The organism is Paraburkholderia sp. GAS348, from assembly GCF_050434205.1.
Lineage (GTDB): Bacteria > Pseudomonadota > Gammaproteobacteria > Burkholderiales > Burkholderiaceae > Paraburkholderia.
In genome coordinates, this window is the sequence record NZ_JBNPVT010000004.1 from 142,879 (window position 1) to 156,583 (window position 13,705).

Annotated in this window: 10 protein-coding genes; 1 reads left to right on the forward strand and 9 read right to left on the reverse strand. The window is 62.4% G+C overall.

The window, feature by feature from the left end; translation table 11 throughout:
• Nucleotides 1-196: 196 nt before the first annotated feature.
• The 4 genes from glmM to P3T22_RS08645 all read right to left on the reverse strand — a co-directional run bounded on the left by glmM (nucleotide 197) and on the right by P3T22_RS08645 (nucleotide 5,308).
• The gene (glmM, locus tag P3T22_RS08630; protein ID WP_063496814.1) at nucleotides 197-1,555 is read right to left on the reverse strand and encodes a phosphoglucosamine mutase; all 1,359 of its coding nucleotides are present in this window, start codon (nucleotides 1,553-1,555) and stop codon (nucleotides 197-199) included.
• A 28-nt stretch (nucleotides 1,556-1,583) separates the two neighbouring features.
• A complete protein-coding gene (gene folP, locus P3T22_RS08635; RefSeq protein ID WP_429324765.1) occupies nucleotides 1,584-2,483 on the reverse strand; it encodes a dihydropteroate synthase in 900 nt (299 codons plus the stop codon).
• An 83-nt stretch (nucleotides 2,484-2,566) separates the two neighbouring features.
• Nucleotides 2,567-4,456 carry an ATP-dependent zinc metalloprotease FtsH gene (ftsH, locus tag P3T22_RS08640; protein WP_028199161.1) on the reverse strand — a complete coding sequence of 630 codons (1,890 nt, stop codon included), beginning with the start codon at nucleotides 4,454-4,456 and terminating at the stop codon, nucleotides 2,567-2,569.
• A gap of 189 nt (nucleotides 4,457-4,645) precedes the next feature.
• Nucleotides 4,646-5,308: an RlmE family RNA methyltransferase gene (locus tag P3T22_RS08645; RefSeq protein ID WP_063496815.1), complete on the reverse strand. Its 663-nt coding sequence runs from the start codon at nucleotides 5,306-5,308 to the stop codon at nucleotides 4,646-4,648.
• Nucleotides 5,309-5,490: 182 nt separating this feature from the next.
• Here P3T22_RS08645 and P3T22_RS08650 point away from each other — a divergent pair, with 182 nt between their 5' ends.
• Complete coding sequence (locus P3T22_RS08650) at nucleotides 5,491-6,021, forward strand: YhbY family RNA-binding protein (protein ID WP_063496816.1); 531 nt, start codon at nucleotides 5,491-5,493, stop codon at nucleotides 6,019-6,021.
• A gap of 121 nt (nucleotides 6,022-6,142) precedes the next feature.
• Here the strand turns inward: P3T22_RS08650 and P3T22_RS08655 are convergent, their stop codons facing one another.
• From P3T22_RS08655 to P3T22_RS08675, 5 genes are all read right to left on the reverse strand, one after another.
• Entirely contained in the window at nucleotides 6,143-6,652 is a 510-nt protein-coding gene (locus tag P3T22_RS08655; protein WP_063498022.1) for a DUF4149 domain-containing protein, read from the reverse strand.
• Nucleotides 6,653-6,672: 20 nt separating this feature from the next.
• Nucleotides 6,673-7,149 carry a transcription elongation factor GreA gene (gene greA / locus P3T22_RS08660; protein ID WP_012433846.1) on the reverse strand — a complete coding sequence of 159 codons (477 nt, stop codon included), beginning with the start codon at nucleotides 7,147-7,149 and terminating at the stop codon, nucleotides 6,673-6,675.
• Nucleotides 7,150-7,302: 153 nt separating this feature from the next.
• Nucleotides 7,303-10,557 carry a carbamoyl-phosphate synthase large subunit gene (gene carB, locus P3T22_RS08665; protein WP_429324766.1) on the reverse strand — a complete coding sequence of 1,085 codons (3,255 nt, stop codon included), beginning with the start codon at nucleotides 10,555-10,557 and terminating at the stop codon, nucleotides 7,303-7,305.
• Nucleotides 10,558-10,721: 164 nt separating this feature from the next.
• Nucleotides 10,722-11,876: a glutamine-hydrolyzing carbamoyl-phosphate synthase small subunit gene (gene carA / locus P3T22_RS08670; RefSeq protein ID WP_063496818.1), complete on the reverse strand. Its 1,155-nt coding sequence runs from the start codon at nucleotides 11,874-11,876 to the stop codon at nucleotides 10,722-10,724.
• 429 nt (nucleotides 11,877-12,305) lie between these two features.
• The gene (locus P3T22_RS08675) at nucleotides 12,306-13,547 is read right to left on the reverse strand and encodes an MFS transporter (protein WP_063498023.1); all 1,242 of its coding nucleotides are present in this window, start codon (nucleotides 13,545-13,547) and stop codon (nucleotides 12,306-12,308) included.
• Nucleotides 13,548-13,705 lie beyond the last annotated feature (158 nt).

Sequence of the window (13,705 nt, forward strand, 5' to 3'; positions counted from 1 at the left end):
TGATATGAAAGGCGCCCGAGCGGACGAATTGCCGGTTTAACGGAGTTGCCGGCGTCGAACTGCAGATTAGACGAAAAAGATGGGGCGCGAACGTTTGCTTGCGGGTGCGGGTGCGGCGCCGCGCAGGGAACGGCCAGGATGGCGGTACGGGACGGCCTATTCAGAGCCGCCTCGTACCGCCATAGGCATGTGCAGCCTAGGCAGTAGCCTGCTTCACCGCCTCGGAGATCGTTTCGGCATGGTGAACCGCGTCGTCGACATTTTCCGCCTCCACCATCACCCGTAGAACGGGCTCTGTGCCCGAGGCGCGAATCAGCACGCGGCCGCGGCCGTTCAGCGCTTCCTCAGCCTTGCTGATGGCGCGGCGGATCGCGTCGCTGCCCTTCCAGTCCGCGCCGGGCTGCATCCGCACGTTGATCAGCTTCTGCGGGAACAGCGTGACGCCGTGGAGCAGTTCGGCGAGCGTTTTGTCGCTGCGCTTCATCGCGGCCAGCACCAGCAGGGCCGACACGATGCCGTCGCCGGTCGAATGGCGGTCAAGAGAGAGAATATGGCCGGAGCCTTCTGCGCCCAGTTGCCAGCCGTGGTCGCGCAACTGCTCGAGCACGTAACGGTCGCCCACCGCCGCGCGGACGAACTTCACGCCGGCTTCCTGCAGCGCGACTTCGACCGCCATGTTGGTCATCAAGGTGCCGACTGCGCCTTCGACTTTGCCGTCGGTCGCCATCCGGTCCTTGACCAGCACGTACAGCAACTCGTCGCCGTTATACAGGCGGCCCGCCGCGTCCACGACCTGCAGCCGGTCGGCGTCGCCGTCGAGTGCGATGCCGAGGTCCGCATGGTTCGCGCGCACTGCGCGCACCAGCGCGTCCGGCGCGGTCGCGCCGACGCCGTCATTAATGTTGAAACCGTTCGGCGCGACGCCGATCGGAATCACGTCGGCACCGAGTTCATGGAACACGTGCGGCGCGACGTCGTACGCGGCACCGTGCGCGCAGTCGACCACCAGCTTCAGCCCGCGTAAGTCGAACGCTGCCGGAAAGGTGCTCTTGCAAAATTCGATGTAACGTCCGGCTGCGTCGTCAAGGCGCCGCGCCTTGCCGAGTTGCTCGGAGGCCGCGCATGCGAGCGGCAGATCAAGTTGCTCTTCGATCTGCGATTCCACTTCGTCGGGCAGCTTGTTGCCGTCGGCGGAGAAGAATTTGATGCCGTTGTCGTAGTACGGGTTGTGCGACGCGCTGATCACGACGCCCGCGGCGAGCCGCAGCGCGCGCGTCAGATAGGCAATGCCCGGGGTCGGCATCGGCCCGGCCAGCATGACGTCGACGCCGGCCGCGGAAAAACCCGCTTCGAGCGCGGCCTCGAGCATGTAGCCCGACACCCGCGTGTCTTTACCGATCAGCACGGTGGGCCGTGCGCCCGACCTCGCCCAGCGGTCCGCGCCCGCGAGCACTTTGCCGGCAGCGTAGCCGAGCCGCAACACAAACTCAGGCGTAATAGGCCCTTCGCCAACCTTGCCCCGAATCCCGTCCGTTCCGAAATAACGACGTGCCATCTTTTATGTTCCTCCTTCGCTTTTGGGTTCAGCCACGCGCGCGGCTGTGGTTCGCCGCGTCGCGCATGGCCGCCCATACTTTCAATGCATCTACAGTTTGCGCGACATCGTGCACGCGCAGAATTGCCGCACCACGCTCGGCAGCACACACCGCTGCGGCGATGCTGCCCGCGACGCGCTCCGGCGCCGGGCGTCCGACGACCGCGCCGACCATCGACTTGCGCGACATGCCGGCGAGAATGGGGTACGGCGGCTCGGCCCGCGGCGCCGTGTCCGGCAGGTGCGCGAGCAGCGCGTAATTGTCTTCGACCACCGCCTTGCCGAAGCCAAAGCCCGGATCCACGCTGATCCGCGCACGGGCAATGCCCGCCTGCTGCAGCGCCGCCACCCGTTCTTCGAGAAACTGCCGAACCTCGCCCACCACGTCTTGATAGTCCGGCTCACGAAGTTGCATGGTCTGCGGCTCTCCGAACATATGCATCACGCACAAACCGCATTCGCTGTCGCGCACCGCGTCAACCGCACCGGGCATCCGGAAGCCCCAGATATCGTTGATCAGGTCGGCACCCGCGGCCAGCGCCCGGCGCATCACTTCCGGCTTGTACGTATCGATCGACAGCGGCACATTCGCGCCGCGCAGTTGTTCGATCAGCGGGATCACCCGTTCCAGTTCTTCGTCGAGCGGCACGGGCGGCGCTCCCGGGCGGGTCGACTCGCCACCGATGTCGATGATGTCCGCGCCGTCGAGCAGCATCAGCTCGGCCTGGCGCAGCGCATCGCCGCGCATCGCGTACTTGCCGCCGTCCGAAAAAGAATCGGGGGTGACGTTCAGGATGCCCATGACCAACGGGCGTTCAAAGGTCAGCTTGAAGCGGCCGCATTGCAGCGGTTCGGGGATGGGGAGAGAAGGAAATTCGACTTTCGACACGTAGCGGTCAACCACATAAAACGGATAAATGCAAAACGGGCCGGTGTGAAACACACCGGCCCGCACTTTCTACTGGTCGCCTATCAGGCCGGCGCGGTCGCGCTGCCTGGCTTGACCTCGGTGCCCGGGCTGCCGCCCGATGAGGCGTCGCTCGCTGACGGCGGCGAACTCTTCGGCGAACGCGGCGGACGGCCTGCCATGATGTCGTTGATCTGATCGGCGTCGATCGTTTCCCACTCCATCAGTGCGGCGGTCATCGCTTCGACCTTGTCGCGGTTTTCATCCAACAGGCGCTTGGCGAGATTGTACTGCTCGTCCAGCACGCGGCGGATTTCCGCGTCGACCTTCTGCTGCGTCGCTTCCGAAATGGTGCGCGTGAAACCACGGCCAAACGGCGTTGCGTCGTTTTCGTCGTCGACGTAGACCATCGGCCCGAGTGCGTCCGTCATACCGAAGCGAGCCACCATGGCGCGGGCCGTAGCCGTTGCCTTGTTGAAGTCGTCCGATGCGCCGGTGCTGATCAGGTTCAGGAACAACTCTTCCGCGACGCGGCCACCGAACAGGATCGCGAGGCGGTCCAGCAGGTAGTCTTTCGAATACGTTTCGTTGTCATGCTCCGGCAACTGCCACGTGACGCCCAGCGCACGGCCGCGCGGGATGATCGTGACCTTGTGCACCGGATCGGCCTTCGGCAACAGCTTGGCGATAACCGCGTGACCCGACTCGTGATACGCCGTAGCACGCTTCGATTCTTCGCGAATCACGGCCGACTTGCGCTCCGGACCCATGAAGATCTTGTCCTTCGCGTCTTCGAAGTCGGTCATTTCGACGATGCGCTTGCCACGGCGAGCCGCGAACAGCGCTGCTTCGTTGACCAGGTTCGCCAGATCGGCGCCCGAGAAGCCCGGCGTGCCGCGCGCGATCACCGCTGCGTCGACGTCGTTCGAAATCGGCACCTTGCGCAGGTGGACCTTCATGATGTGCTCGCGACCGCGGATGTCCGGCAGACCCACGTACACCTGACGGTCGAAACGGCCCGGACGCAGCAGCGCCTTGTCCAGCACGTCCGAACGGTTCGTGGCAGCGATCACGATCACACCCGAGTTCGCTTCGAAGCCGTCCATCTCGACCAGCATCTGGTTCAAGGTCTGTTCGCGTTCGTCGTTACCGCCGCCCATGCCGGCGCCGCGATGACGGCCAACCGCGTCGATTTCGTCGATGAACACGATACACGGTGCATGCTTCTTGGCCTGCTCGAACATGTCGCGCACACGCGCCGCACCGACACCGACGAACATTTCGACGAAGTCCGAACCCGAGATGCTGAAGAACGGCACCTTCGCTTCACCGGCGATAGCGCGCGCGAGCAACGTCTTACCGGTTCCCGGCGGCCCGACCAGCAGCACGCCACGCGGAATGCGCCCTCCCAGCTTCTGGAACTTCTGCGGATCGCGCAGGAAGTCGACCAGTTCGGAGACTTCTTCCTTGGCTTCGTCGCAACCGGCGACGTCGGTGAAATTGATTGCGTTGTTGTTTTCGTCGATCAGACGCGCACGGGATTTACCGAACGAGAACGCACCGCCTTTCCCGCCCCCCTGCATCTGTCGCATCATGTAGAACCAGAAGCCGATGATCAGGATCGTCGGTCCGAGGTAGTACAGCGCGGACACCAGCGCATTCGGTTCGTCATCAGCCTTGCCGCTCACCTGAACGCCATACTTCATCAGATCGCCGACCATCCAGATGTCGCCGGGCGACACGATCTGGTACTTCTGGCCGTCTGCTGGAGTGACCGTGAGGTTCCGCCCCTGGACAATGACGTTCTTGACTTTGCCGTTCTTCGCGTCGTCCATGAACTGCGAATAGGAAACGCCTTCCTGGACACGGGGCTTGTCGAACTGCTTGAACACCGTAAACAGCACCAGTGCGATAACCAGCCACACTGCTGCCTTCGAAAACATATTGTTGTTCAAAGCACCACTCCTTCACTTAGACGGGCGCCTACATTTGCCTTGCGGCACCACGAAAGCATTCTAATCCAGTCCGCAGACCCCTGCCATAAGGTTTCACTACCACAGAAATAGCGTAGCGGACCATCGGAGCGCCAATTTCCGGCGCCATGGGCACCTTATCGGCAGATGCGGGACCTTCCTGCAGCGCGCCTATGCGGGCCGCTTGAGATGCTTACCCAAAATAAATGTTTCTGACGACTTGTCCCGCGAGGCTTTCGGCTTGCGGGCCGCCACCACCTTGAACTGGCGCTTGAACTTTTCGACAATCTGGCTATAACCGCTGCCATGAAAACATTTGACTAAAAGGGCGCCATCCGGCTTCAGGTGGTTTTGCGCGAATTCCATCGCGATATCGCACAGATGCTCGATTCGCGCGGCATCCGCCACCGCCACTCCCGACAGGTTGGGCGCCATATCCGAAATTACAAGATCAACCTGGCGCTCCCCGACCAATTCTTCCAATTGGTGGAGAACCGAGTCTTCGCGGAAGTCGCCCTGAATGAAATGGACGTCGGCGATCGGCTCCATCGGCAGTATGTCCAGCGCGATGATCGTGCCGTCGATGCCGCCCTCACGCTCGGCGTCGCGCTGCGACCCCTTGGCGAGCTTGTTGCGGGCGTACTGGCTCCAGCTGCCCGGCACCGAGCCGAGGTCGACGATCACCTGGCCTGGCCGGATCAGCTTGTCCTGCTCGTCGATTTCCTTCAGCTTGTAGGCTGCGCGGGCGCGATAGCCCTCCCGCTGCGCCATTTTGACGTACGGGTCGTTGATGTGATCATGCAACCACGCCGTGTTGAACTTGTTTTTTGCCATTAAAGGTGAACTCTTGCTGCGAAATGTGGCGCTTTAGGGGATAATACGCGGTTAATTCGCGCGGCCACCGCCAAAACTGGCAGTCATCCGCGATTCTGTTGTTCTGACGCGCCGCCCTGCGCTATTGGCCGAATCTCTCGGAAATGCAGGTGCCGCCATTTTAGTCGAGTCTCCCACTTTCCATGCCAGCCCTTAAAGTCTCTTCCGATCAACGCGCCGAATTGCGCTCCCAGGCACATGCGCTCAAACCGGTCGTGCTCGTCGGCGCCGAAGGCTTGACCGACGCTGTGCTGTCGGAGATCAAGGTCCACCTTGGCGCACATCAACTGATCAAAATCCGCGTGTTCGGCGACGAACGCGAAGAGCGCATCGCCATCTACGAACAGATCTGCGACACGCTGAACGCTGCGCCGATCCAGCATATCGGCAAGCTGCTGGTGATCTGGAAGCCGGAAGCCGCGGCACAACCCGCGGTGAAGGCCAAGCGCGGCGCCCTGCCGAGCGCCCGCGAAGCGGCTGTCGAAGCCAAACCGGGTAAAGGCCGCGCACCGCGCGTGGTCACGGTGGTGAAGCCCAGCGAAATTCCGATGCGCAAGCCGAAAGCAAAAGCGGTCGTGGTGCGCGGCAATGAACGCGTCACGCAAGGCGGCAACATCAAGCGCGCCAAGAAGCGCCAGACCAGCGCGAAGCGCGCGCATCAGTCGTCGAAGTAAGCGAATGATGGAGGGTGCGGGCGGTGTCCGCACCTTGATGTGAACTGCTCGGGCCGCCTGGTTAGCCCTGCCAGGGCAACTCTACAGGCAAACCAGCTTGAGCGAGCTGTAACCGCGCCACTCAACTGGTTACTTTCCCCGCAGCGCTGCGAGCGCCCTGCTCCGCTGTCAAGACGCCGACGCTCTCCGGTAGCTTCCACACCAGCGCCACGCCCAGCAGGCTTTCGATCAGGTAAAACAAACTCGACACGCCGTGCAGGATGCCGAAGCGTGCCGCATAAGCCGAATGCCCGACATCGCTGCCCGCTTCCAGCGCGGCAATCCGCATTGCATTCATGAACGGCTGCAACGCAAAGTACCCCACCAGCACGCACACCAGCATACCCGCGATCAACCAGCGCAAACGACGATAAGCTTCGCTGCCGCGACGAACCAGCACGTTCGCCAGAACCAGCAGCAAAATGCCGCACACCGCGCCAAGCACGCCCTCGATGCGAAACAGCTGCGCCGCCACCGCGCCCGCCGTCATCCGGTCGAGCGATGTGAAGAGCACCGGCGCGACGGCATAGCCGATAGTCAGCAGGCTACCGACCCACACCACCGTCAGCAGACGGAACAGTCGATGCGGCATCAAGGACACCGGCGCCGCCTTCAAACGTAACTAACCGCGATGATTTCGTACTCGCGCACGCCGCCCGGCGCCTGCACCGACGCAACGTCGCCTTCCGACTTGCCGATCAATGCGCGCGCGATCGGCGAGCTGATCGAGATCAGACCGTGATCGATGTCCGCTTCGTCGTCGCCGACGATCTGATATTTGACAGACGCACCTGAATCCAGGTCTTCCAATTCGACGGTCGCGCCGAACACCACGCGGCCGTCCGCTTCCACCGCCGCCGGGTCGATCACCTGCGCGCCGGCCAGCTTCGATTCGATTTCGGCAATACGGCCTTCGATGAAGCCCTGCTTTTCCTTCGCCGCGTCGTATTCCGCGTTCTCCGACAGATCGCCCTGGGCACGCGCTTCCGCGATCGAATTGATCACCGAGGGACGCTCAACCGATTTCAGGCGCTGCAATTCATCGCGCAACATTTCCGCGCCGCGCTTCGTCAATGGAACAGTGCTCATAAACAACTCTATGCAAAAAACAGCCGTAAAAAAAATCACCGCGGTTAAGTGCATTTCGCGAGGGCCAGAGCACCGGGGGAAACCCGGTGCCCAAAGCACCTGCGAAACGCCGCTTAACCGCGGCACTTACATCTTGGACAGGTATTCGAAGCCCTAGTTTAGGCGAGCGTGAAGACCTTGTAAATCATAGACTTCCAGGTCCTTCAAATAGCGCAAACCTTCCACCGCGGCCCGTGCGCCGGACATCGTCGTGTAGTACGTGACCTTGTTCGCCTGCGCGCTCATGCGGATCGAGCGCGAGTCGGCGATCGCCGCACGGGTTTCGTCGACGGTCGTGAAGACCAGCGCGATTTCGCCGTTCTTGATCATGTCGACGATGTGCGGACGGCCGTCCTTCACCTTGTTGACGACCTTGACCGGCACGCCGGCCGCTTCGATCGCGGCGGCCGTGCCCTTGGTCGCGACGATCGGATAGCCGAGTTCATGCAGCATGCGCGCGACTTCGACCGCCTTCGGCTTGTCGGCGTCCATCACGGTCAGCAGCACCGTGCCCGACTCCGGCAGACGCGAACCCGCCGCAAGCTGCGACTTGAACAGCGCTTCGCCGAACGTCTGGCCCACGCCCATCACCTCACCGGTCGACCGCATTTCCGGTCCGAGCACCGGATCGACTGCCGGGAACTTGACGAACGGGAACACGGCTTCCTTCACGCTGAAGTACGGCGGATCGATTTCCTTCGTCACGCCCTGATCGGCGAGCTTCTGGCCGACCATCGCGCGCGCTGCGATCTTCGCGAGCGGCAGGCTGGTCGCCTTCGACACGTACGGCACCGTGCGCGATGCACGCGGATTCACTTCGAGCACGTAGATCACGTCTTCTTTCGAGCCATCAGCCTGCGGCACCTGCTGGATCGCGAACTGCACGTTCATCAGGCCGACCACGTTCAGCGCCTTCGCCATCGCGCCGGTCTGGCGCTTCAGCTCGGCGATGGTTTCCTTCGACAGCGAGTACGGCGGCAGCGAGCAAGCCGAGTCGCCCGAGTGAACGCCCGCCTGTTCGATGTGCTCCATCACGCCGCCGATGAACACGGCTTCGCCATCGGAGATGCAATCCACGTCGCATTCGATCGCGTCGTTGAGGAAGCGGTCGAGCAGCACCGGCGAATCGTTCGACACCTTCACGGCCTCGCGCATGTAGCGCTCGAGGTCGCGCGGCTCGTGGACGATTTCCATGGCGCGGCCGCCCAGCACGTACGACGGACGCACCACCAGCGGATAGCCGATTTCTTCGGCGAGCTTGAGCGCCTCGTCTTCAGCACGCGCGGTGCGGTTCGGCGGTTGACGCAGGCCGAGGTCCTGCAGCAGCTTCTGGAAACGCTCGCGGTCTTCCGCGGCGTCGATCATGTCCGGCGACGTGCCGATGATCGGCACACCGTTCGCTTCGAGATCGAGCGCGAGTTTCAGCGGCGTTTGGCCGCCGTATTGCACGATCACGCCGACCGGCTTTTCCTTGTCGACGATTTCGAGCACGTCTTCGAGCGTCAGCGATTCGAAGTACAGACGATCGGACGTGTCGTAGTCGGTCGAAACGGTTTCAGGGTTGCAGTTGACCATGATCGTTTCGTAGCCGTCTTCGCGCATGGCGAGCGCTGCGTGCACGCAGCAGTAGTCGAACTCGATACCCTGGCCGATCCGGTTCGGGCCGCCGCCCAGCACCATGATCTTCTTGTTGTTCGTGGGATTCGCTTCGCACTCTTCCTCGTAGGTCGAGTACATGTAGGCGGTTTTCGTGGCGAACTCGGCTGCGCACGTGTCGACGCGCTTGTAGACCGGGCGCACGTTCAACTCGATACGGCGCTGGCGCACTTCCGCCGGCTTCGCGCCGAGCAGCTTGGCCAGGCGGCGATCCGAGAAGCCGCTTTGCTTCAGATACTTGAGTTCTTCCTTCGACAGGCTTGCCAGCGTACGACCGCCCAGCGCCTTTTCCTTCAGGATGATCTGTTCGATCTGCGCGAGGAACCACGGGTCGATCGAGGTTTCTTCGAAGATCTCTTCGGCCGTCATGCCGACACGGAATGCGTCGCCGACATACCAGATGCGGTCCGGACCGGCTTCGCCGATCTCACGGATGATCTCGTCGCGGTTATTGGTCTTTTCGTCGAGACCATCCACGCCCACTTCGAGGCCACGCAGCGCCTTCTGGAACGATTCCTGGAAGGTGCGGCCGATTGCCATCACTTCACCGACCGACTTCATTTGCGTGGTCAGACGCGCATCGGCTTCGCGGAATTTCTCGAATGCGAAACGCGGAATCTTGGTGACGACGTAGTCGATCGTCGGTTCGAACGATGCCGGGGTCTGGCCGCCGGTGATTTCGTTCTTCAACTCGTCCAGCGTGTAGCCGACTGCCAGCTTCGCGGCGACCTTAGCGATCGGGAAGCCGGTTGCCTTCGAGGCCAGTGCCGACGAACGCGACACGCGCGGGTTCATTTCGATCACGATCATCCGGCCATCTTTCGGATTGATCGAGAACTGCACGTTCGATCCACCCGTATCCACGCCGATCTCGCGCAGCACAGCGAGCGATGCGTTACGCAGGATCTGGTATTCCTTGTCCGTGAGCGTTTGCGCCGGCGCGACCGTAATCGAGTCGCCGGTGTGGATGCCCATCGGATCCAGGTTTTCGATCGAGCAAACGATAATGCAGTTGTCCTTTTTATCGCGGACCACTTCCATCTCGTACTCTTTCCAGCCGAGCAGCGATTCTTCGATCAGCAGTTCGCGCGTGGGCGACAGGTCGAGACCGCGCTTGCAGATCTCTTCGAATTCGTCGCGGTTGTACGCGATGCCGCCGCCCGAACCACCCAGCGTGAACGACGGACGGATCACGACCGGATAACCGCCGCTGCCCGTTTGCGTAGCGATATCGGCCTGCACCTGCAGCGCTTCTTCCATCGAATGCGCGGTGCCCGACTTGGCCGAACCGAGGCCGATCTTGGTCATCGCGTCTTTGAACTTCTGACGGTCTTCCGCCTTGTCGATCGCTTCCGGCGAGGCGCCGATCAGCTCGACCTTGTACTTGTCCAGCACGCCGTGCGCGTGGAGATCCAGCGCGCAGTTCAGCGCGGTCTGGCCGCCCATCGTCGGCAGGATCGCGTCCGGGCGCTCCTTGGCGATGATGCGCTCCACCACTTCCCACGTGATCGGCTCGATGTAGGTGACGTCGGCCGTGTTCGGGTCGGTCATGATCGTCGCCGGATTGCTGTTGACGAGAATAACCTTGTAGCCTTCCTCACGCAGCGCCTTGCATGCCTGCGCGCCCGAGTAGTCGAACTCGCACGCCTGGCCGATGATGATCGGACCCGCGCCGATGATGAGGATGCTCTTGATGTCTGTCCGCTTGGGCATAACGCTCTCGCTAATGTATTCCTGAATTCTTTCCGTCGGCGCGCGTCGTTTCACCGTTGCGCGCGCTCTGTTGTGTGCGGCTCGCCATGCTTCGCGCTGAGTGCGCCAATCGCGTTGCGAGCCGCGCGCCGCCAGGGCGCTTCACAAGCTGCTTTACAAGCTATTTATGCCGCTGCGGTCTTGCCAGCTTTCTTCGTGTCCATCAACGCGGTGAAGCGGTCGAACAGATAGGCGATGTCGTGCGGACCGGGCGATGCTTCCGGGTGACCCTGGAAGCAGAACGCCGGCTTGTCGGTCAGCGCAAAGCCTTGCAACGTGCCGTCGAACAGCGAGATGTGCGTGACCTTGGCGTTGGCCGGCAGCGTGTCGGCATCGACCGCAAAACCATGGTTCTGCGACGTGATGACCACGCGGCCGTCGTCCAGATCCTTCACCGGATGATTCGCGCCGTGGTGGCCGGTCTTCATCTTCATGGTTTTAGCGCCGACGGCGAGACCCATGATCTGGTGGCCAAGGCAGATGCCGAAGGTCGGGATGCCGCGCTCGATCAGCTCTTTGGTGGCGCGAATCGCGTAATCGCACGGCTCTGGATCGCCGGGGCCGTTCGACAGGAAGATGCCGTCCGGGTTGAGCGCCAGCGCATCGGCCGCGGAGGCTTCTGCCGGCAGCACGGTGACGTGGCAGCCGCGCTCGGCCAGCATGCGCAGGATGTTGTACTTCACGCCGTAATCGAACGCGACCACGCGGTACTTCGGCGCGTTCTGCGTGCCGTAGCCGGTGCCCAGACGCCATTCGGTCTGGGTCCATTCGTAGGTTTCCTTCGTCGACACGACCTTCGCGAGGTCCATGCCCGACAAACCCGGGAACGAACGCGCGAGTTCGATTGCCTTCGCTTCGTCATCCGAACCGGCCAGAATGGCGCCGTTCTGCGCACCCTTGTCGCGCAGCACGCGCGTCAGCATGCGGGTGTCGAGACCGGCGATGGCGACCACGCCTTCGTCCTTCAGGTATTGCGGGAGCGTGCGCTCCATGCGGAAATTCGACGCGAGAACCGGCAGATCGCGGATGATCAGGCCGGCGGCATGGACTTTCGTGGCTTCGACGTCTTCGGCATTCACGCCGACGTTACCGATATGCGGATACGTGAGGGTCACGATCTGGCGCGCGTAGCTCGGGTCGGTCAGGATTTCCTGATAGCCGGTGATAGCGGTGTTGAACACGACTTCGCCGATCGTATGCCCGGGGGCGCCGATCGAGTAACCACGAAAGACCGTGCCGTCGGCGAGCGCGAGCAGAGCGGGAGAAAATGACGGCAACACGGGAGACTCCTTGGGGAACACCCTGTTGCCGACCTGTCTATCCGACTGCGAGCCGCAGCGAAACGCATCGACAGGATGCGCGCGCAGACTCGCTCGCGTACTGCTAGTGACGTCGCAAGGGGCGCGATGGGTCCATTGTGTGGACGGATCGGCTGGGGTGCGGGGCGTCAAAAGCGCGCGGCGGATGAACGGTGTGGGAGAGGTAGGCGCTAGGGTGCGGGTTGATAAGCTCAAACCTTGAAATTATAGCGCGAAACCACCCTTCCCTCCAAATCCGAGATGGGAAGACGGCGTAGCCGAGCACGCTCCCAAACTCGCCGAAACCTTGTTGCGCAAGGCTCGGGAGCCGCTGGACAAAATTTGCACGGACCGGAATCGGGATAGGAGCGGCAAATTTGACGTCACCCCGCGCGCGCCCGCGTGGCAGCCTTAAACCTGCTGTTCGGCACGCACCTGCATCGGCTGAAGCCGCGTGCGGCTGGGCAAAACGTACCAGATCGCGCTCAACACTTGCAGCGCCACCAGAATGCCCCAAGCGGTTAGATGCGCGGCCACCGGATAATGTCCGCCACTGGCAGGCCAGCGCGACAGTATGGCGCCGACGCCGATCTGGAAGCCGAAAATCAGCAGAAAGATGATCAGCGTCAGCGTGGTATTCACCCGGCCGATCATCTGCGCCGGGAAATGCCGCGCCATGACCGCATAACTGAGAATCCCGGTACCGCCGAAGATTCCGTACGCCGCCCACAGCAGGCTCGCAGGCAGCGGCGCGCTGAACATGATCAGCAGCTGGATGACGACGAACAGCGCCATGCCGATGCCGCAAAACACGTACAGCGAGACGCCGCGCCGTTCGAGGCTGCGTGCCGCCGCGCCGAAGCCCACGCAGCCGGCCATCATGGCGAAGCCGAGAATCGACACCAGCGCGGCAGCCTCACGCGGCTCGAAGCCCTGCACGTCGCGCAACCAGGCGCCTACCCACAGCGACTGCATCGCGTAGAACACACCTTGCGTAAGGACCGAAAACGACGCGATTTTCCAGAATGCCGCGCTCCTCAGGATGTGCAAAGTGCCTTTGAACTGGACGCCGAGACTCGCCTGATGGTGGGTTTCCTTCGTATCCGGCACCAGAGTCCACTGCGCTACCGCCACCAGCACCGTCAGCAAACCCAGACCGATGCAGACCGTACGCCAACTGGCGAAGCTCAGCACCCACGTGAGCGGCGAGCCGACCATCACGCCGCCGAATCCGCCGATCGCCATGACCAGCCCGTTCATCAGCGGCAGCCGGGCCGCCGCGAAATGCTGCGCCAGCGCCTTGAAGGCGGCGCCGAGACACACGGACACACCAACGCCGATCAACAGGCGCCCAAGCATCATCATGCCGACGCTGTGCGCGGCGCCGAACACCCAGATGCCCAGCGCGGCAAACAGCAAGGTGACCGCCGTCACCCGACGCGCGCCGAAGTGGTCGAGCAACACGCCGGCCGGAATCTGCGCGCCCGCGAAGCCGAGGAAATACAGACTGGTCAGCAAGCCGAGATCCGTGGCTGACAAGCCGAGATCGTGCGTAATGAAGGGCGCAAAGCCGAGATTGACGCCACGAAACACGTAAGAAACGAAGTAGCCGGCGGAAAACAGCAGAAAAACGCGCAACTGGGTCGACGACATAAGCTTTGAAATGAGCGGCCGACGTTGGCCTAAGCACGAAAGATAAATGAAGCGCGCGAACTTCGCCTGCATTGATCTGCAGAATGAAAAACGCCGTCACCATAGGCGACGGCGTCGGAATAACACGGTGCGTGATCGGAGCGCAATTCATGCGCTGC

Coding starts and splice junctions, on each gene's coding strand:
- glmM (WP_063496814.1), bottom strand. CDS start 1,555: ATGGCACGTCGTTATTTCGGAACGGACGGGATTCGGGGCAAGGTTGGC.
- P3T22_RS08645 (WP_063496815.1), bottom strand. CDS start 5,308: ATGGCAAAAAACAAGTTCAACACGGCGTGGTTGCATGATCACATCAAC.
- P3T22_RS08650 (WP_063496816.1), top strand. CDS start 5,491: ATGCCAGCCCTTAAAGTCTCTTCCGATCAACGCGCCGAATTGCGCTCC.
- P3T22_RS08655 (WP_063498022.1), bottom strand. CDS start 6,652: ATGCCGCATCGACTGTTCCGTCTGCTGACGGTGGTGTGGGTCGGTAGC.
- greA (WP_012433846.1), bottom strand. CDS start 7,149: ATGAGCACTGTTCCATTGACGAAGCGCGGCGCGGAAATGTTGCGCGAT.
- carB (WP_429324766.1), bottom strand. CDS start 10,557: ATGCCCAAGCGGACAGACATCAAGAGCATCCTCATCATCGGCGCGGGT.
- P3T22_RS08675 (WP_063498023.1), bottom strand. CDS start 13,547: ATGTCGTCGACCCAGTTGCGCGTTTTTCTGCTGTTTTCCGCCGGCTAC.